The 19,568-nt window shown below is 66.9% G+C and carries 13 protein-coding genes; 4 read left to right on the forward strand and 9 right to left on the reverse strand.

All coding sequences use genetic code 11. The annotated features are described in order from the left end of the window. Positions 1-107 precede the first annotated feature (107 nt). The 6 genes from IP90_RS10830 to IP90_RS10855 all read right to left on the reverse strand — a co-directional run bounded on the left by IP90_RS10830 (position 108) and on the right by IP90_RS10855 (position 8,102). The gene (locus IP90_RS10830) at positions 108-1,607 is read right to left on the reverse strand and encodes a CoA-acylating methylmalonate-semialdehyde dehydrogenase (RefSeq protein ID WP_144899632.1); all 1,500 of its coding nucleotides are present in this window, start codon (positions 1,605-1,607) and stop codon (positions 108-110) included. Between the two features lie 36 nt (positions 1,608-1,643). After that, positions 1,644-2,453: a 5-deoxy-glucuronate isomerase gene (gene iolB / locus IP90_RS10835; RefSeq protein WP_144899633.1), complete on the reverse strand. Its 810-nt coding sequence runs from the start codon at positions 2,451-2,453 to the stop codon at positions 1,644-1,646. Continuing rightward, positions 2,453-3,346, reverse strand: coding sequence for a myo-inosose-2 dehydratase (gene iolE, locus IP90_RS10840; RefSeq protein ID WP_144899634.1), 894 nt, complete (start codon positions 3,344-3,346; stop codon positions 2,453-2,455). The genes iolB and iolE overlap by 1 nt, the downstream gene beginning before the upstream one ends. Beyond that, positions 3,343-5,187, reverse strand: a complete 1,845-nt coding sequence (iolD, locus tag IP90_RS10845) for a 3D-(3,5/4)-trihydroxycyclohexane-1,2-dione acylhydrolase (decyclizing) (protein WP_144899635.1) — start codon at positions 5,185-5,187, stop codon at positions 3,343-3,345. The genes iolE and iolD overlap by 4 nt, the downstream gene beginning before the upstream one ends. Position 5,188: 1 nt before the next feature. Next, positions 5,189-7,129 carry a bifunctional 5-dehydro-2-deoxygluconokinase/5-dehydro-2-deoxyphosphogluconate aldolase gene (locus tag IP90_RS10850; protein WP_144899636.1) on the reverse strand — a complete coding sequence of 647 codons (1,941 nt, stop codon included), beginning with the start codon at positions 7,127-7,129 and terminating at the stop codon, positions 5,189-5,191. An 88-nt stretch (positions 7,130-7,217) separates the two neighbouring features. Further along, entirely contained in the window at positions 7,218-8,102 is an 885-nt protein-coding gene (locus tag IP90_RS10855) for a MurR/RpiR family transcriptional regulator (protein ID WP_144899637.1), read from the reverse strand. Between the two features lie 151 nt (positions 8,103-8,253). Between IP90_RS10855 and iolG (IP90_RS10860) the strand changes: the two genes are divergently transcribed. Both iolG (IP90_RS10860) and iolG (IP90_RS10865) read left to right on the forward strand, forming a co-directional pair. Then, positions 8,254-9,240 carry an inositol 2-dehydrogenase gene (gene iolG, locus IP90_RS10860; protein WP_199753453.1) on the forward strand — a complete coding sequence of 329 codons (987 nt, stop codon included), beginning with the start codon at positions 8,254-8,256 and terminating at the stop codon, positions 9,238-9,240. 11 nt (positions 9,241-9,251) lie between these two features. Beyond that, positions 9,252-10,229, forward strand: coding sequence for an inositol 2-dehydrogenase (iolG, locus tag IP90_RS10865; protein WP_144899639.1), 978 nt, complete (start codon positions 9,252-9,254; stop codon positions 10,227-10,229). Between the two features lie 470 nt (positions 10,230-10,699). Here the strand turns inward: iolG (IP90_RS10865) and IP90_RS10870 are convergent, their stop codons facing one another. Continuing rightward, complete coding sequence (locus IP90_RS10870) at positions 10,700-13,081, reverse strand: TonB-dependent receptor plug domain-containing protein (RefSeq protein WP_206751911.1); 2,382 nt, start codon at positions 13,079-13,081, stop codon at positions 10,700-10,702. A 229-nt stretch (positions 13,082-13,310) separates the two neighbouring features. On the opposite strand from IP90_RS10870, the gene IP90_RS10875 reads away from it, so the two are divergent. After that, on the forward strand, positions 13,311-15,383 hold the full coding sequence (locus IP90_RS10875; protein WP_206751912.1) for a phytase: 2,073 nt from the start codon (positions 13,311-13,313) through the stop codon (positions 15,381-15,383). Between the two features lie 194 nt (positions 15,384-15,577). Next, the gene (locus IP90_RS10880) at positions 15,578-16,837 is read left to right on the forward strand and encodes a DUF4013 domain-containing protein (RefSeq protein WP_144899642.1); all 1,260 of its coding nucleotides are present in this window, start codon (positions 15,578-15,580) and stop codon (positions 16,835-16,837) included. 183 nt (positions 16,838-17,020) lie between these two features. Here the strand turns inward: IP90_RS10880 and IP90_RS10885 are convergent, their stop codons facing one another. Together IP90_RS10885 and cysC are read right to left on the reverse strand one after the other, a co-directional pair. Next, positions 17,021-18,496: a rhomboid family intramembrane serine protease gene (locus IP90_RS10885; RefSeq protein WP_144899643.1), complete on the reverse strand. Its 1,476-nt coding sequence runs from the start codon at positions 18,494-18,496 to the stop codon at positions 17,021-17,023. A gap of 98 nt (positions 18,497-18,594) precedes the next feature. Next, positions 18,595-19,568, reverse strand: a 974-nt coding sequence (cysC, locus tag IP90_RS10890; protein WP_144899217.1) for an adenylyl-sulfate kinase, incomplete at its 5' end; no start/stop codon positions are given.

Raw genomic sequence — 19,568 nt, forward strand, 5'->3', positions numbered from 1 at the left:
TTCATTGTGTATTAAAATGGAAGAAATATTCCATTATCGAAGTTCATGACCAGGTCGCTCCAGCCACGACCTCTGTCCGGTGCGAAGAATCGAAGCGCTCCGTTTTCTCATCGCATCGAAGGCAGCACGAAACTCTGGTCCGTCACCGCGCCGCCCCTGGGCCAACGTTGCGTCACGGTCTTGGTCCGGGTGAAGAAGCGCACGCCATCGAGGCCGTACTGGTTCAGGTCGGAAAAGCCCGAGCGCTTCCAGCCGCCGAAGCTGTGGTACGCGACCGGCACCGGAATCGGCACGTTGATGCCGACCATGCCGACCTCGACCCGCGCCGCGAACTCGCGCGCGGCGTCGCCATTGCGGGTGAAGATCGCGACGCCGTTGCCGTACTGGTGCTGCGACGGCAGGGCAACGGCTTCCTCGAAGGTCTGTGCGCGGACGATCTGCAGCACCGGCCCGAAGATTTCGTCGCGATAGGTCTGCATGTCCGCGGTGACGTGATCGAACAGGCACGGCGCCAGGAAGAAACCCTGCTCGTGGCCGGGCAGCGAGAAGCCGCGGCCATCGACGAGCAGTTCGGCGCCTTCTTCCACGCCGATGCGGATGTAATCCTCGATCCTGGCCTTGTGCGCGGCGCTGATCACCGGACCGTAATGCGCCTGCGGATCGGTCGAGACACCGACGCGCAGGCCACGGATGGCCGCGACCAGTTTTTCGCGTAGTGCCAGTGCGGTGTCGTCGCCGACCGGCACCACCACCGGCAGCGCCATGCAGCGCTCGCCAGCGGAGCCATAGGCCGCGCCGACCAGGTCGGCGACGGTCTGGTCGAGGTCGGCATCGGGCAGCACGATGGCATGGTTCTTCGCGCCGCCCATCGCCTGCACGCGCTTGCCGTGCGCCGCGCCCAGCGCATGCACCGACTGCGCGATGTCGGAGGAGCCGACGAAGCTCACCGCCTTGATCGCCGGATGCCTGAGGATGGCCTCGACGATGTCCTTGTCGCCATGCACGACGTTCAACACGCCGGCGGGCAGGCCGGCCTCGATCATCAGTTCGGCCAGCCGCACCGGCACCGAGGGATCGCGTTCGGAAGGCTTGAGGATGAAGGCGTTGCCGCTGGCGATGGCCGGCCCGAACATCCACATAGGGATCATCGCCGGGAAGTTGAACGGCGTGATGCCGGCGACGACACCCAATGGCTGGCGCATCGAATACACATCGATGCCCGGCCCGGCGCCCTCGGTGTATTCGCCTTTCAGCAGGTGCGGGATGCCGCAGGAAAACTCGATCACCTCCAGCCCGCGCTGGATGTCGCCCCTGGCATCGGCGATGACCTTGCCGTGTTCGCTGGACAGCAACTGCGCCAGTTCGTCCATGTGCGCTTCCAGCAGCCGCTTGAACTCGAACATCACCCGTGCGCGGCGCTGCGGATTGACCCGCGCCCACACCTCCTGCGCCGCGACCGCGCTATCGACCGCGCGATCGAGTTCGCCGGCGGCGGCCAGCGACACCCGCGCCTGGACCTGGCCCGTGTTCGGATCGAAGACGTCGCCGTGGCGACCGGAAGCCCCGACGACCCCATGGCCGTCGATGAAGTGTTCGATGTTGCGCATGTCGTGCTCCTCGAGGGAGTAGAAAACAGAGTGTCGTCAGCGTTTCTGGCGGACGATCCAGTCGTGCGCCGGATCGTTGCGGAAGATCCAGCGGCGGTTCGGTCCGGCCATGACGTTGAGGTAGTACAGGTCGTAGCCGTGCGGTGCGCCGACCGGGTGGTAACCGCGCGGCACCATCACCACGTCGCCATCCTCGACTGCGATGGTTTCATCCAGCGAACGGTCGTCGGTATAGACGCGCTGGAAGGCGAAACCCTGCGGTGGGTTCAGGCGGTGGTAATAGGTTTCCTCCAGCGCGGTTTCCGCTTCCGGCGCGGCGGTGTCGTGCTTGTGTGGCGGATAGCTGGACCAGTGGCCGCCCGGCGTGATCACCTCGACCACCAGCAGGCTCTCGGCGGGTTCGTTCTCGGGCAGGATGTTGCGGACATGGCGCGTGTTGGTGCCGCTGCCGCGCGTTTCGCGCGACATGTGGGCGTCGTCGATCACGCGCGGCTGGCCGGCGCCCTTGCCCGGCGCCGTGCAGACCGCCAGTTCGATGGAACTGCGAGCGACGACGGCGTAGGCCATGCCAGCGGGCACGTAGACCGCGCCCGGCGCACGATCCTCGAACGGTGTCGCGCGCCCGCCCAGGGCGGCGAAGGTTTCGCCGGCCACGGTGACGTCGGCAGTGCCCGCCACGATCACCAGGCAGGCCTCGCGCCCGGCTTCGCCGCCGGCGTACTGCTGGCCCGCGTCCAGTCGCACGATCCTGAATCCGACATGCCGCCAGCCGGCACTGGCGGGCGTCACCTCCAGCACCGTGCCGTCGGCGCCGGCGGCCTGCGGGCGCACGCGCAACGTGGCCATCACTGCAGCCCGGCCTGCGCGGCCTCACGCCTGAGCGTGGCCAGGCCGAGCGCGGCGTAGGTGCGCGGATCGGCGATCGCCGGATCCTGCTCGGCCTCGATCACGATCCAGCCGTGATAGTCGATGCCCTGCAGCGCGCGCATGATCGCGGCGTAATCGAGGCTGCCATCGCCCGGCACGGTGAACATGCCGGCCAGCACGCCATCGAGGAAACTCGATCCATTCTCCCTTGCAAGCGCAAAGGTGTCGCGGCGCACGTCCTTGCAGTGCACGTGCGCGATGCGCTCCGGGAACTTGCGGATCACCAGCAACGGATCGATCCCGCCCAGCGCGGCGTGGCCGGTGTCCAGGGTCAGCCCGACCGATTCGTCGGTGTGCCTGAGGAAGGCATCCAGGTCGTGCAGCGATTCGACCACCGTGCCCAGGTGATGGTGATAGGCGAACTTCAGGCCCTGGCTTTCCACGTAGTCGGCCACTGCGGTCATGCGCTCGCCGAAGCGCGGCCAGTCGCCGGCGTCGAGGCTCGGCGTCGCGGTCATGGCCTGCGTGCGGTCGCCATGGATCGCGTTGCTGGTCTCGGCGAACACGAACACCTCGCTGCGCATCGCCTTGAGCAATGCCAGGTGCGGCTGCAGTGCGGCGATCTCGGCATCGGCGTCGCGCAGCAGCAGCGCGCCGCTGTACCAGCCGCCGATCAGGTCGAGGCCGTAGCTGCCCAGCAGCAACCCGAGCGTGGCCGCATCGCGCGGAAACCTGCCGCCCAGCTCGACGCCTTCGAAACCGACATCGCGGATGTCGGCCAGGATGCTGTCCAGCGGCGTGTCGCCACCCAGCTCGGGCATGTCGTCGTTGGACCACGCAATCGGGCTGACCCCGAACCGGATAGCGCTCATGACAGATCTCGCTTCATGCGCACGCCGGCCTCATAGGCACGGCGCGCGGCGTTGACTTCGGGGCGGTCGGATACTTCGGGGACGGCGACGTCCCACCACCAGCCGCCGGCTTCGGTGGTTTTCATCGGATCGGTATCGACGACCACGACATACGAACGCTCCGCTTCGCGCGCACGCGCCAGCGCCGCGGACAGTTCGCCGAGCGTGGCGACGTGTTCGGACAATGCGCCGAGGCTGCGTGCGTGCGCGGCGAAATCGATCGCCGGCAGCGTGTCGTGGCGGCTGTCGACCAGCAGGTTGTTGAAGCCGGGACTGCCGGTGGCCTGCTGCAGGCGATGGATGCAACCGAAGCCGCGGTTGTCCAGCAGCACCACGATCAGCTTGTGGCCCAGCATCACCGACGTGGCCAGTTCCGAATTCATCATCAGGTAACTGCCGTCGCCGACCATCACCACGACCTCGCGATGCGGCTCGGCCATCTTCACGCCGAGTCCGCCGGCGATCTCGTAGCCCATGCACGAATAACCGTATTCCAGGTGATAGCCGCCGGACCTGGAGGTGCGCCACAGCTTGTGCAGTTCGCCGGGCAGGCCGCCGGCGGCGCAGACCACGATGGCGTCGTCGTCGACCGCGGCCTGCACCGCACCGATCATCTGCGCGTCGCTGGGCAATGCCTGTACCTGCTCGCCGGCGGTCGCGGCGTCCACTGCCTCATGCCATGCGGCGATCGCATGCCGGTCGCGGGCGATGACATCCTCAGTGACGCACGCGCCCTGCAAGCGTGCGGCCAGCGCCTCGATCACCACGCGCGCGTCGCCAACCACCGGCCGGGCGCCGTGCTTGTGGGCGTCGAAGGCCTGCACGTTGACCTGGAACAGCTTGCGATCCGCGAACAGGCTGCGCGAACCGGTGGTGAAGTCCTGCAGGCGCGTGCCGATGCCGATCACCAGGTCGGCTTCCTGCGCCGCCAGGTTGGCCGCGCTCGATCCGGTAACGCCGATCGATCCCAATGCGCGCGGATGCCGCCAGGGCAACGCGCCCTTGCCGGCCTGGGTTTCCGCGACGGGAATGCCGGTGCTTTCGGCCAGCGCCGCCAACGCCGATTCGGCCTGGCTGTAGCGCACGCCGCCACCGGCCACGATCAACGGCCGCTGCGCCGCGGCGATCGCGTCGACCAGCGCGGTCAGTTCATCCGCGTCGGCAGGCTGGCGACGTTCGTGCCACAAGCGACGCTCGAAGAAGGCCACGGGATAGTCGAAGGCCTCGGCCTGCACGTCCTGGCACAGTGCAAGTGTCGCCGGACCGCAGCCCGCCGGGTCCAGCATCGTCGCCAGCGCCCTGGGCAGCGCATCCATGATCTGCTCGGGCCGCATGATGCGATCGAAGTAGCGCGACACCGGCCGCAGGCAGTCGTTGACCGAAGCGGTGCCGTCGCCGAAATCCTCGAGCTGCTGCAGCACCGGATCGGGACGGCGACTGGCGTAGACATCGCCGGGCAACAGTAGTACCGGCAGCCGGTTGACGTGCGCCAGCGCGGCGGCGGTGACCAGGTTGGTCGCGCCCGGGCCGATCGAGGTGGTGCAGACCATCGCGCGTTGCCGCCGCATCTGCTTGGCATAGGCGATGGCGGCCAGCGCCATGCCCTGTTCGTTGTGCGCACGCCAGGTGGGCAGCACGTCGCGCGCGGCATGCAGCGCCTCGCCCAGCCCGGCGACGTTGCCATGTCCGAAGATCGCCCAGACCCCGGCGAAATAAGGCACTTCCTCGCCATCCACGCGCACATGCTGCGCGGCCAGCCAACGCACCGTGGCCTGCGCAGCGGTCAGGCGGACAACGCTCATCTCAGACCACCTCGCTCACGTTGGACACGCCGACCTGTGCCCGCGCGATGCGCCAGGCCTCGACCAGCACCGCGAAGCGACGCGACAGGTCGGCGATCGCGGCATCGTCGTCGATCTCTCCAGCCAGCCATTGGCTCGCAGTCCCGGCGAAGATCGTACGCCCCACCGCGAAACCCTTGACGATCGGCGTCGAGGCTGCCGCCTGGAACGAAGCGATCAACTCGCCTTCCGGCGCCGACAGTCCCAGCAGCAGCACGCCGCGGCAATACGGATCGTTGCCGGCGATCGCGCGCTCGATGTTGCGCCACGCCAGCGCACTGTCGTTGGGTTCCAGCTTCCACCAGTCCGGGCGCATGCCCAGGTCGTAGAAGCGCTGCATCACGCGCGACACCGTGTCGTCACCTACCCCACCGTTGCGCGAGGCGATGATTTCCACGAGCAGTTCATGCCGCGTCTTGCGCACGGCATCCTGCAGCCGCAACAGCTGGCGCTCCTGGCGTTCGCGCAGGTCGGCCGGATCGTCCGGGTGATAGAACACAAGACACTTGACCACATGGTTGGCGGGCCAGGTCAGCAGTTCGGTGGCGACATCCGCGTCGCCTTCGAACTCCAGCGGACACGAACCGGGCCGCTCGATCGGTCGCCCGATCCAGTACGGATGATCCGCGGCAGCTTCCAGCCCGCGCATGCCGAAGCGCCCGTCGATCAGCACGCCGAAACGCGGATCGCCCTGCGCCAGTCGATCCACCGCCTTGAGCGCGAGCGCCTTGAACCCGGCGATGCGCGCGGGATCGGCGCCGACCTGTTCGCACAGCGCCTCGAACTGGCTGCGATGGTCCACCGCCAGCACGGTCAGTTCATCCCAGGTGCCGGCCCGCGTCGTTGCCGCATGCACGTGTTCGAGCGCCGCGTCGTCGCGCAGCCGGCACGGCCGCGCGCCATCGGCCAGGAACTGCTGAAGTTCCTCCCAGCTCGGCATGGCCGGCGAACAGCCATGCCGCGACACCACGATCGCGCCGCAGGCATTGCCGTATTCGCAGGCGGTTTCCAGTGGTTCGCCGCGCAGCCAGCCGCGCAGGAATCCGGCCATGAACGCGTCGCCGGCGCCAAGCACGTTGAACACCTCCACCGCGAAGCCGGGGCCGGTCACACCCTGCTCGAGCCGGTCCGGGATCGCGCCGGGAAAGGCGGAACAGCCGTGCGCGCCGCGCTTGCAGACCAGCAACGCGGCGGTCTTTTCGCGAATCGCGCGCAGCGCCGCGATGGTATCGGTGCTGCCACCGAGGATATGCATCTCCTCCTCGGTGCCGACGACCAGATCGCACAACGGCAATACCTGCTGCAGGCGCGCGGTCACCGCATCGTCGGCGACGAAACGGTTCTCGCCGCGGTCCTTGCCGGTCAATCCCCACAGCACCGGGCGGTAATCGATGTCGAACACCACCCGCGCGCCGGCTTCGCGCGCGATCCGGCACGCATGCACCGACGCATCGAACACGTTCGGACGCGACAGATGGGTGCCGTTGATCAACACCGCCCCGGCCGAGCGGATGAAGTCAGGATCGATGTCCGCGTCGTCCAGCGCCATGTCGGCGCAATTCTCGCGATAGAAGATCAGCGGGAAGGTGTCCGGATCGCGGATGCCGAGAAACACCAGCGCAGTCAGGCGCTCGTCGTCGTCGCGCACGCCCTGCGTGGAGACGCCCTCGCGGATCAGCTGCTCGCGGATGAAACGGCCGAAGTGGTCGGCGCCCACGCGCGTCACCAGCCCGCTGCGCAGGCCCAGCCGCGACGCGCCGACCGCGGTATTGGTGGGGCTGCCGCCGATGTACTTGGCGAAGGACGCCATGTCTTCCAGCCGGCCGCCGATCTGTTCGCCGTACAGGTCGATGCATGATCGGCCGATGGTGACCAGGTCCAGTGGTTGCTCCGTCGCCGCCATGCAGGCCGCCCCTCATCCCGTCTGGACGCCGATCGCCCTCGCTGGATGTAATGTATATTCCATAATTAGAATACAAGCAACATATGTTTCATTTCTTGCCACGCCTGGTGACGGCGCCCGGCTTGCGCGGCGCCTGGCTGGCGGCGAACGCGTAGGAGATGACCAGCGCCTGCGCCAGGCACATCGACGCGGACAGGGAACGGAACTTGCGGATCTCGGCCTCGCGTACCTGCAGTACCAGCGCCGCCGGCTTGGCCACGGGACTGACCAGGCTGTCGCTGATCGACAACACCTTGCAGCGCCGCTCCGTCGCGGCATCGACCAGGTGCACCATCTCCTCCGCATAGGGGTGGTAACTCACCACGATCAGCAGGTCCTTCGCGGTGATGCCGTGCATCTGCTGCACGGACATGCCGCCGAGGCCATCGATGAACACCGTGCGCTTGTCCACCTGCAGCAGCGAATAGGACAGATAGGCCGCCACCGGGAACGAACGCCGGAACCCGGCCACGTACACCGTCTCGGCTTTGGCGATCAGCTTCACCGCGCTGGCCAGGTCCTCGCGGCCGGTGATCTTGCCCAGGTTCTGCAGCGCCAGGATGTTGCCCTCGACGAACTCGCCCAGCACCTGCCCCGGATCGCCGACCGCCTTGCCTTCCACGCCCTGCGCGAACTCGCGCACGCGCTCGCCATAGCCCAGCGACGCGGCGCCGGACAGCAACCCGTCGCGGAACAGCCGCTGCATCTGGGTGGCGCCATCGAAGCCGAACGACTTGGCGAAGCGCACGATCGCCGATGGCTGCACGCCGGTGCGTTCGGCCAGCACCGCCAGGGTCTCCAGCGCGACCGCATTGGGCTCGTCCAGCACGTAGCGCGCGATCTGCTGCAGGCGTTTGCTCAACGATTCGTAGCGCACCAGGATCGCCGCACGCAGTTCCTCTGCGCTGGTCGGCGGCGTATTCGATTCGGCCATGAGCCGCTCCTCTCGATGGGTCAATCTTGGAATGGGTCGGATCGGAACCGGCGTGCCTGCGGCCCGGCTGTACTCATGGAATATCGTGGAAATTCCATTACACTACAAATTCGAACATATATTCCATTATCCGTCCGATCCTGGAGCCATTGTGGAACGAATCGACGTGGCACTGATCGGCGCCGGACGGATGGGGCAGATCCACGGCCCCCACGCCGCCGAGACTCCGGGCCTGCGGCTCAGGTACGTGGTCGATGCCCGCGCCGATGCCGCCGACGCGCTGTGCCGCCGGACCGGCGCCACGAGCGCCACGCTGGCGCAGGCGCTGGACGATCCTTCGATCAAGGGCGTACTGATCTGCAGCCCCACCGACCAGCACTTGGCGCATGCACTGGCGGCACTGGATGCCGGCAAGGCGGTGTTCTGCGAGAAACCGATCGACCTCGACCTGCAGAAGGTTGTGCAGGCGCGCGCGCGTTTCGACCGCGCGCGTTTCCTGCTCGGCTTCAACCGTCGCTTCGACCCGAATTTCCGCGCGCTCCGGCAACGCCTGCTGGCCGGCCAGGCCGGGCGACTGGAGACGCTGCACCTGGTCAACCACGATCCGGCGCCACCGCCGCCCGGCTTCATCCCGAGCAGCGGCGGCCTGTTCAAGGACTTCACCATCCACGACCTGGACCTGGCGCGCTGGCTGCTGGACGAAGAGCCCGTGCAGGTCTACACCGCCGCCAGCTGCCTGGTCGATCCGGAGATCGGCCGGCTCGGCGATGTCGACACCGCGCGCACCGTGCTGAAAACCGCCAGCGGCCGCCTGTGCGTGGTCTCCAATACGCGGCGCAGCGGCTACGGCTACGACCAGCGCATCGAAGCCTTCGGATCGACGGGCATGATCGCCGTCGGCAATGCGCAGTGCGACACGGTGCAGACCCTGGACGAAGGCGGCGTCACCGGCGCGGCGATCCAGCCCGGTTTCGCCGAACGCTACCGCGAGGCCTATCGCGCCCAGATCCATCATTTCGCCGATGTCGTGCATGGCCGCGCCGAACCTCTGGTCGGCTACGCGGACGGCATCGCCGCACTGGTCCTGGCCGAGGCGTGCGCGGCATCGGCACGCAGCGGCACTGTCATCACCCTCTGAGAGAAACGCACATGCACAAAGTCGTCCTCATCGGCGCGGGCCGCATCGGCCGCATCCACGCCAGCAATGCCGCACGGCACCCGCGCCTGCAACTGGCCGGCGTGATCGATGCCATCGATGCTTCCGCGCAGGCACTGGCTCAGGAACACGGCGCGCCGGTACTGACCCTCGACCAGGCCATGGACGATGCCGATATCGGTGGCGTCATCATCGCCAGCTCCACCGACACCCACCTGGACTACAGCGTGCGCGCCGCGGCCGCGGGCAAGGCGGTGTTCTGCGAGAAGCCCATCGACCAGGACCTCGGCCGCGCCCGCGCGGCAAGCGCCGCGCTGTCCTCGGCGCGATTGCTGCTGGCCTTCAACCGGCGCTTCGACCCTAACTTCCGTGCGCTCAAGGCGAAGCTCGACAGCGGCGCGATCGGCACGCTGGAAAGCCTGCAGATCACGTCAAACGATCCCGCCCCGCCACCGCCCTCCTACATCGCCGTGTCCGGCGGCCTGTTCAAGGACATGGCCATCCACGATTTCGACATGGCGCGCTGGCTGCTGGGCGAGGAGCCGGTGCAGGTGTATGCCGTGGGCAGCTGCCTGGTGGACCCGGAGATCGGCAGGCTCGGCGACATCGACACCGCGCGCACCGTGCTGAAGACGGCGTCGGGCCGGCTGTGCGTGATCTCCAACAGCCGCCGCTCCGGTTTCGGCTACGACCAGCGCATCGAAGCCTATGCCTCCGCCGGCATGGTCCGCGCCGACAACGTCACCGAAAGCACGGTGCAGGTCTGGAGCGAAGCCGGCGCGGCCGCGGACCGCTTCCAGAATTTCTTCCTCGACCGCTACGCCGAAGCGTACCGGCAGGAGATGGACCATTTCGCCGACATGCTCGATGGCACGCCTGCGGCGGTCGGTTACGCCGATGGTGTCGCTGCATTGGCACTGGCCGAAGCGGCGGCGCGTTCGCTGGCACTCGGACAGCCAGTGGCACCCTGATCAATACCGCCTGACCGGAAGCCCAATCACGCAAGCCGCCTCCGGGCGGCTTGTCGTTTTTCCATACGGCGGAATCCCGTGCGGCATTGAATCAGCCGCGCCGACCCTTCGCGAAGGCGATTTTTGCCTTCCGGAAGGCGATCGGAGTTATCGCGAAGCCGGTTTTCACCTTCGGGAAAGCAGGCCGGGTGATCGCGAAGACAATTCCGCATTCGCGAAGGCGGGAATCGGCTTCCGCAAGACTTTCGGCGCCTTGCGGAAGACCTGGAACGGATTTCCGACAGCACCCGGCGCCTTCGGAAGCGCACGTGAGCTCCTTGGAGCGGCTTCGCCACAGCCAGGCACCAAGACAGCCATCCATGGGCTGTCGGCGCCAAGCTTCATGAGGTGGACAAACCCAAAAAAAACGGTGGCCCGAAACCGGGCCACCGCAAATGAGGTACCGCAACCGTTGCCGGCGGCTTTGACGGCTAGAACACCATGCGCAGGGTCAGCGTCCATTTCGGCGAGGAACGCTCGCGCTCGATCTCGTAGGCGTCGACGTTGAACGCGGCCTGGTTGGCGATGATCTCCGCGCCGTTGTCGCCGTCGAAGCCGGCCTCGGCCTGGATGCTGTTGGCGTCGAGCACGTTGTTGCCGGTCAGGCGCAGCACCATGTTCTTGGTCAGCCGCTTCTCGAAGAACAGCTCCAGGTTGCCGTCATACCACTGGCGCTCGATCTCGCCATAGGTCACGAACTGCGACTCGCCCTGCTTCTGGAAGCTGAAGCCGAAGCTGGCATCCCAGCTGGGGATGTTCTGGGTCACGCCGAAGTTGTAGACATAGCTGGGCTGGAAATCGATCGGGATGCTGCTGCCGGTCGCCGGATCGTCGCGCTCCGAACGCAAGCGCGTGTAGTTGGCGAACACGCCGGTTTCCGGCAGGTCGAAGAACTCCAGTGGCGTGGACAGATCGAACTCGATGCCGCGCACGTCCGCCTCGCCGATGTTGCGATAGCTGTAGAGCGAACCGGGGAAATTCTCCGGATCCAGCCCCAGGTCGCTGACCGGCAAGCCGGTGTTGACCAGCCCGATCAGGTCGGAGATGCGGCGCGAGAACAGGTTGACGCCGAAGATGCCGCGCTTGCCGAAGCGACGCTCGTAACCCAGGTCGAAACCCACCGAGGTCTCGAAATCCAGATCAGGGTTGCCGATGGTGACGTCCTCGTCGCCCGGCGATTCCAGCGAGAACGCCGGGATCAGCAGATCGATGCTGGGACGGCGCACGGTACGCGCGACGCTGAAGCGGAACTGATCGTTTTCGGTCGCCTTCCACTGGATGTGCGCCGACGGATTGAGCATGAAGACGTCGTTTTCGGCGTGCCCGTCGATGGTGTCCTGCAACGCCCCGCCTTCCGAGAACTCGCTGCGATAGGCCTGCTCGGCCTTGGTGCTTTCCGCGCGCAGGCCGGTTTCCAGCGAGACCTTGGGATTGATTTCCCATTTCAGCCGCGCGTAGGCGTCGAGCCGGCGCTCCTCGTAGCTGAAGTGGCCATCGTTGGTGGTGAAGTCATCCTCGCCCAGGCCATCGTCGATGATCAGGCGATAGTCGCGATCCTTGTTCTTGGCGAACAGGCCCGCCTTCAGTTCGACCCCGTCGATGCCGATGGCTTCCGCGAAGCCGGACATGCGCCGGGTGACCGAGGCGCCGAAGATCCATTCCGTATCGACGGCATTGTTGTCCTCGCGGTTCACCAGGTTGTCCCGGAGCTCCTCGAACGTGTCCTCGATGCCGTCGTCCTTGAAACGGTTGTAGCTGAGTTCGGTATCGAATTCGGTCAACTCGCCCAGGTAGTGCTTGAACAACGCCGACACGCCGTAGCTGTCCTGCTGGAAATCGGCGTCCTGGAATTCCAGTTCCGGGTTGTCCATGTCCAGTCCGCCACGGCTGCCATCGCCTTCGAAGATCTTCGTGTCCTGGTGTTCCTTGCGCCGGGTGGACAACGCGAAGGCATCCAGGCGCAGGCTGGATTCCGGCGTCATCTGCCAGGTCAGGTCGCCGTTGAACGACTTGTCCCTGGAGTCGCGGCTGTCCTGTTCCTCGGTACGCTCGACCGCCGATGAATAATCCGGATGGTCGAACTGGGCCAGCCCGCGGCCATTGCCGCGGCGCGCGACCTCTTCGGCGAAGCCGACGGAATCGCCATCGAAGATTTCCTCCACCACGTCCTTGTTGTTGAAGCGCTCCTGCGTGTCCAGCGTCAGCGAATAGAACAGCGTCTTGCTTTCGTTGCGGCCAGACCACGATATCGAGCCGTTGCCGCGCGATTCGCCCGAGCGCGTGTCGCGGGTCACGCCGACGCGCGCCACGATGCCCGGCGGCAGGCTCTCGCCGTCCTTGAGGATGATGTTGATCGTGCCGCCGATGCCCTGGCTGTCGATGTCGGCGCTGGGCGACCGGATGATCTCGATCCGGTCGATGATCTCGGCCGGAATGCGGTCGACGAACACGGTGCGGTCGTTGCCTGCGCCGGGAATCGGACGCCCATTGACGAGGATCTGGGTGAAGCCCTGGCCGAGGCCGCGCAACTGCGGCGAATCGGATTCGCCGATATCGCTGGTGAATGCCACGCCCGGCACCCGCCGCAACTGGTCGCCTACCGACACCGGCTCGAACTTGGCGAAGAATTCCTGGTCGTAGACCAGTTCCGGCGCGGTGGTCTCGGTGCGGTTCCGGTACTGGATCTCGCCGCTGACCATCACCGCCTGCAACTCGGTCGGATCGGTTTCCGCCTTCTTTTCCTCTGCCGGTGGCGATTGGGGGGCGGCGTCCTGCGCCAACGCATAGCCTGGAACGATTGCGAGATTGCTCAATATGAATGCCGTCAGCGCATTTCTCTGGATCTTCCGCATTGTCTGGTCCCTCCCGAGGACATCCGCCACCAACCGGCAATGCCCCGCTGGATCGGGGTGGCTTGAATGGAGGCTACGAACAAACATTCCAAATTGCAACACATTTAGAATTTCTCTTGCAAAATAGGACCGGCCATGTGATCTTCCCGACAGATCGACAAGCCGGCCGGGGGTGCCATCCGTGGACAAGATGACTAGAAGATTCCGGCCGAATGCCGGCCTGCTCGCCGCATGCGTGGCATTGGCGATGTCGACGGCGTGTCCGGCGCAGGAACTCCGGCAGGACGTACCGGTGCTGGCGGCGCGGATGCAGACCCAGCCCAGCGCCAGCGGCGAGGTCAACGGCGCCGTCGTCGTGCACGATCGCGCCCGCCCCGCTCGCAGCCACGTGGTCGGTACCGCGGCGCTGGGTGGACTGGAGGTCTACGGCCTTGACGGCAAGCGCCTGGGCGCCACGCCCGCCGGCGAAGTCGCCGCGGTCGACGTCGATTACGGCTTCGCGCTGGGCAAGGGCAATGCCACGGTGCTGGCCGCCGTGGACACCACGCACAACAGCCTGCGCCTGTTCACGATGTCGGGCGCGACGTTGACCGAGGCCGGCGCGCGCGCGATCCCGCTGGGCTTCGCCGCCGAGGGCGTCTGCCTGTTCCGCAATCCGCTGGACCACGCGCTGTACGCCTTCGTGGTCGGCGATGGCGGCGAAATCGACCAGCAGTTGATCTACGCCAACGCGAGCGGCCAACTCGACGCGCGCCAGGTGCGGCGCATCAACGTGCCCTCGCCGCTGAAGCAATGCGCCGCAGACGCGCAGGGTCATGTGTATGCCAGCGAGGAGACGGTCGGCATCTGGCGCTTCAACGCCGATCCGGAAGCCGACGTCGCGGCCACGCTGGTGGACGCGCCGCGCCTGGGCCATATCCAGGAAGAAGTCGGCGGCATCGCGCTGCACGACGGCGGCGAAGGCAGCCGCTGGCTGATCGCATCGGATGCGTCCGCCGGACGCATCAACGTCTACGACCGCAGCCGCGACGACGTCTTCGTCGGCGCGGTCCAGGTCAGCGCCCCGGAGCAGGCCGAAGCCATCGCCGAACCGGGACCGCTGTTCGCCACCAGCGCCAACCTCGGCAAGGATTTCGCAAAAGGCATGCTGCTGGTCACCGACGAGGACGATGCCAACTACAAGGCGCTGTCCATCGCCGACCTGGGCAAGGCGTTGAACCTCGACCCCGGCACCGCACAGCAGGCGCGCAAGGCCGACAACACGGTGCCGACGGTCACCGCGCTGGTCGAGACCACGCCGGCGCGCAGTTACGGCGACGCTGCCGACGATCCGGCGATCTGGGCCAACCCTGCCGATCCGGCCGGCAGCCTGGTGGTCGCCACCGACAAGAAGGCTGGCATCTACCTGTACGACATGCAGGGCCGGGTCGTGCAGTTCCTGGCCGATGGCAAGATGAACAATGTCGACCTGCGCGAAGGCTTCGACCTCGATGGCGAGAAGATCGTGCTGGTCACCGCCAGCAACCGCACCGACGATTCCATCGCCATCTACAAGCTCGATACCGTGCAACGCAAGCTGGTCGCCATCGCCGATGGCGTGCAGCCCACCGGCATGGGTGATCCCTACGGCCTGTGCATGTACCGCAATGCCGACAGCGGCCGCAGCTTCGTCTTCGTCAACGGCGACGACACCCGCATGCGCCAGTGGGAACTGGTCGATGCCGGCAATGGCCGCGTCCGCGCCGAGCCGGTGCGCGACCTGACGTTCGATTCGCAGACCGAGGGTTGCGTCGCCGACGACGCCAGCGCCACGCTCTACGTCAACGAGGAAGACATCGCGATGTGGCGCCTGTCCGCGGAGCCCGACGGCGGCGACGCGCGGACCGCGGTGCAGCGCGTGGATGCCAATTCTGCGATCAGGGACGACCTGGAAGGCGTCGGCATCTACGACCTGGGCGACGGCCGCGGCTACATCGTGGTCTCCAGCCAGGGCAACGACACCTACGCGGTCTACCGGCGCGAAGGACGGCAGGAATACCTGGGTTCGTTCGCGGTGGTCGCCGACGCGTTGCGCGGCATCGATGGCATCTCGGAAACCGACGGCCTCGAAGTCACCAGCCGCAACCTTGGCCCCGGCTTCGAACACGGCGCGATGATCGCGCAGGACGGACGCAACGTGATGCCGGTGGAGAACCAGAACTACAAGTACGTTCCCTGGAGTGTGATCGCGCGCGAACTGAAGCTGGAGATGCGCGAGCCCTGAGGCTCGGCAGGAAGGCCCCCTGCGTCCCGCATTGCAGATGGCAGCTGCGGCCCAGCACAATGGGCCGCCGCCTTGGCGGCACCAGGGGGAAGTCACGGAACGCAATCGGGCTGCCGGACCACGGCGGCACGCGCGCCGCAGCGCCCCTTCCCGCGCTGATGCAGCGCTTCCGTTGCGACAAGGATGACGTCCCGATGAGCATTTCCTCCCACCGCGGCGCGCCGGCCCCGTTCTGGCAGCGGCTGCGGCCGATCACGCTGTATCCCGTGCGCGGCGGCGCCCTGCCCACGCTGATCGTGTTGACCCTGTGCAGCCTGCTCGCGCTGATCCCGGTGCTCGGCCTGATCGTCGCGCTGCTGGTCTGGCTGGCTGCGTACAAATATGCGTTCGAGATCCTGCGTGCCACCGCCGACGGCCGCATGGACCCGCCCGAAAGCGTGATCGGCGTGGACGATGGCGTGGTCTGGCGGCTGATCGCGCTGCAGTTCATCTACATCGTCGTCACGGTGCTGGCACTGGCCTTTGGCGGGCCCGTCATCGGCCTGCTGACCCTGGTCGTGATCGTGTTCCTGCAGCCAGGTTGCGTGATGTCGCTGGCCATCGACGGCAGCCTGAGTCGCGCGCTCAACCCTGCGACTTCGCTCGGCATCGTCGCGCGCGTCGGCTGGCCGTACCTGGCCGTGTTCGCATTGCTGTTCGTGATCCAGGCCAGTGCCCTCACCGCCGGCGCCTGGCTGTCGAAGGTCATGCCGCCGGTGATCGGCGACCTGATGCTGACGTTGTTCTCGTTCTGGGGCCTGTTCGCCGCCTTCCACCTGATGGGGTATCTGGTCTACCAGTACCACGACGCCCTGGGCTACGAGCCGGACAGCCATCGCCATCGCCTGCCGGCGCAGCATGACCGTGACGGCGAGTTGCTCGCACGCGTCGAGGAACTCGTGCGCGACGGCAACAACGACGCGGCGCTGGAACTGATGCGCGGCGAAGTGCGCAGCCGTGCGGTGAGCCTGGACACGCACGAGCTCTATCACCGGTTGCTGCGCCAAAGCGGCGACATGGTCGAACGCAGCGAGCACGCGCGCCAGTACCTCAACCTGCTGATGCTGGAAAACCAGGACCGCCGCGCATTGGGTCTGCTGCGTGAATCGCTCGATGCCGATCCCGACTTCACTCCGATGCAAAGCGAACACGGCGAACGCCTGGCCGAACGTGCGCGGCAGAGCGGGCAGTCGCAGCTCGCCCTCGATACCTTGCGCGCGATGCTGCGCGGACAGCCACGTCATCCGGCCGCGCCGCGCTGGGGGCTGGAGGCGGCGTTGCTGCTGGTCGATCGTTTCGGCCGCGACGATGAGGCGCGCGAACTACTGGAACAGGCGCTGTCGCGCTGCGAGGATCCGACGCTGCAGGAAAAGCTGGAGGCGGCGTTGAAGCCGTTGCGGGTGACTCCGGCCTGAGCCGTGAGCCGTGATTCGTGATCGGGGAATGGTGATTCGTAAAAGCAACAGCTGTTACCCCGGGCGCAAGCGAGGGAGCTGCTTTCAGGATTCGCGTGAAGAAGAAAAAGCAGATCCCTGGCTTCGCTCGGGATGACATCGGAGATGGATGCAGGCAGTAGCCGCCCACTGCTTGCAAACGCTTCAACCCGCGCCGTTCAACTCGTGCTCCAGCAGAAAGCGCGCCTTGACGGCCTGCGGCTGCTCGGGGTGCCGCTCGACCAGCCCACGCAGCACGCGTGCCTGGGCCTGACGCGCCTGCCGGTCGCGGTAGCCGAGGGCCAGCTCGAACCACAGCTGCGCCTGCACGGCGGCGGGGACGCGACCGACATCGCCTGCGTCCAGCAACGCTTCGGCCGCATCGAGTGCGCCGGCGCCGATCCAGCGCTTCAACAGCGCGTGGCGCTCGTCGTCATTCAGCACAACCCCGGCCTTCTCCAGCTCGGCGAGCGCTTCGCGTTGCGCCTGCACGCCGCTCGCGTCGTCGGCGGTCAGCGCGAGCAGTTCCCGAGCACGCTGCAGCAGCCGATCACGCCGGCCCGCATTGCGCGCCGCCCGGTACAACGCCAGCCGCACGTCGAAACGCTGCGGCTGCTCGCGTGCCAGTTCGTCGAGCAAGGCCTCCGCCTCGACCAGTTGCATCCGCCCCAGGTGCGCCTGCGCGCGTTCCCAGCGCGTGTCCTGCGCTTCCGCCGCGGCGGCGTCGCGTATGAAGCCGTCGCGCACCTGTCCGGTGGCGACCAGCACCGCGCCCAGCAGCGCACCACTGACCAGGCCGCCGGCATGGGCATCGAAGCCGATGCCGAGGTCGTCGTTGGCGAGCAGGTTGTAGACCTCCCAGCCCAGCCATACCGGCAACAGCCAGATCGCGGGTGCGCGCACGTAGTCGAAGACCACGCCGAACCAGTAGAAGAATCGCACCGGCTGCCGGCCCCAGACCACGCAGAACGCGCCCATCAGTGCCGCGATCGCGCCCGAGGCACCGAGCCCGCCTCCGCCATCGCCCCAGCGCCACCAGAGCGACGCGAGGCTCGCGCCCATTGCGCCAAGCAGATACACGCCGAGGAACCGCAGCGGACCCAGTGCACCCTCCACCAGCAGACCGAGCGCCATCAGGAAGATCATGTTGCCGATCAGGTGCATCACGTCGCCGTGCAGGAACGCCGACGCGAACATGCGCCACGGATCGGCCTCGGAACTGCGCGCGATGTGGCGCAGGGTGAACACCTCGTCCCGCAGCGCCTCGTAGCGTGATCGCAACGGGCGCCAGCGTTCCAGCTCGGTCGCGTCCTCGAACAGAGCGCCGTCGTGCAGTGCGCGGCTGAAGGCAACATCGTTCAGCGTCCGCATCGCCACGTAACCGGCGCGCCGGGCCGCCGGCACTGCGCGCAGTTCGGCCAGGGCCTCGTGCTGCTGTGTATCGCGCAGGTGCTTCTCGTAAGCCTGGATCTCGAACGTCCCCAGGTCGTGCTCGACGTAGAACCGCTGCAACTGACCAATGCGCTTCGTGTCGCCGCCCTGCAGCGTCAGGAAGACGAAGGCGTTCACCAGCACCAGCAGCATGGTCACGATCGGAAAGGTGGCGCGCGTGAGCGGCTGGTGCAGCGGCAGGATCAGCATGCGATGTCATTCCCCCTGGAACGCCGCAAAGCCTCGGCGATCGCGCCAGGTTGCGCAAGCCATCCCGCCTGCGCTCACCAAACCCCTTCAACCCGTCGTCAATGTTCGCGCAGATAGTCGACCACGCGATCGGCCAGGACCTCGGGACTTTCCTGGGCCGTGGACAGCTGCATTTCCGCTGCCAGCGGCGGCTCGTACGGCGAGTCGATGCCGGTGAAGTTGCGCAGCTGGCCGGCGCGGGCCTTGGCGTACAGGCCCTTCGGATCACGTTGTTCGGCGATGGCCAGCGGCGTGTCGACGTGGATCTCGACGAACTCGCCTTCGCCGAAGAGGGCGCGCGCCATGTCGCGTTCGGCGCGGAACGGGGAGATGAAGCTGACCAGCACGATCAGCCCGGCATCGGTCATCAGCCGCGCCACTTCCGCCACCCGGCGGATGTTCTCCACCCGGTCCTCGTCGGTGAAGCCCAGGTCCTTGTTCAGGCCATGGCGCAGGTTGTCGCCGTCCAGCACGTAGGTGTGATACCCCAGCGCGTGCAGGCGTTGATCGACCCGGTTGGCGATGGTCGACTTGCCGGCGCCGGACAGGCCGGTGAACCACAGGCAGCGCGGCGACTGGCCCTTGGCCAGGGCGCGGGCACGGCGGTCCAGCGCCAGGTGCTGCCAGTGCACGTTGTGCGCGCGGCGCAGCGCAAAATCGATCGTGCCGCAGGCCACCGTGGCCTGGCTTTGCCGATCCACCAGGATGAAGCCGCCCAGGGTGCGGTCGTCGCGGTAGGCCTCGAACGCGATGGCGCGGTCCAGGTTGAGGTTGCAGTAGGCCACCTCGTTGAGTTCCAGCCGCTTGGCCGCCAGCGGCTCCTGGGTGTTGATGTCGACCCGGTACTTGATCTCGGTGACCTGGGCGATGGCCGCGGTGGTGCCCAGCTGCAGCCGGTACGGACGGCCCGGCAGCAGCGCGGCGCGGTCCAGCCACAGCAGGTGCACGGCGAACTGGTCGGCCACGGCCGGGGCGTGGTGGGCCGCGGCCACGACATCGCCGCGGCTGATGTCCAGGTCATCGCGCAGGGTCA

The organism is Luteimonas cucumeris (assembly GCF_007830035.1).
GTDB lineage: Bacteria > Pseudomonadota > Gammaproteobacteria > Xanthomonadales > Xanthomonadaceae > Luteimonas_C > Luteimonas_C cucumeris.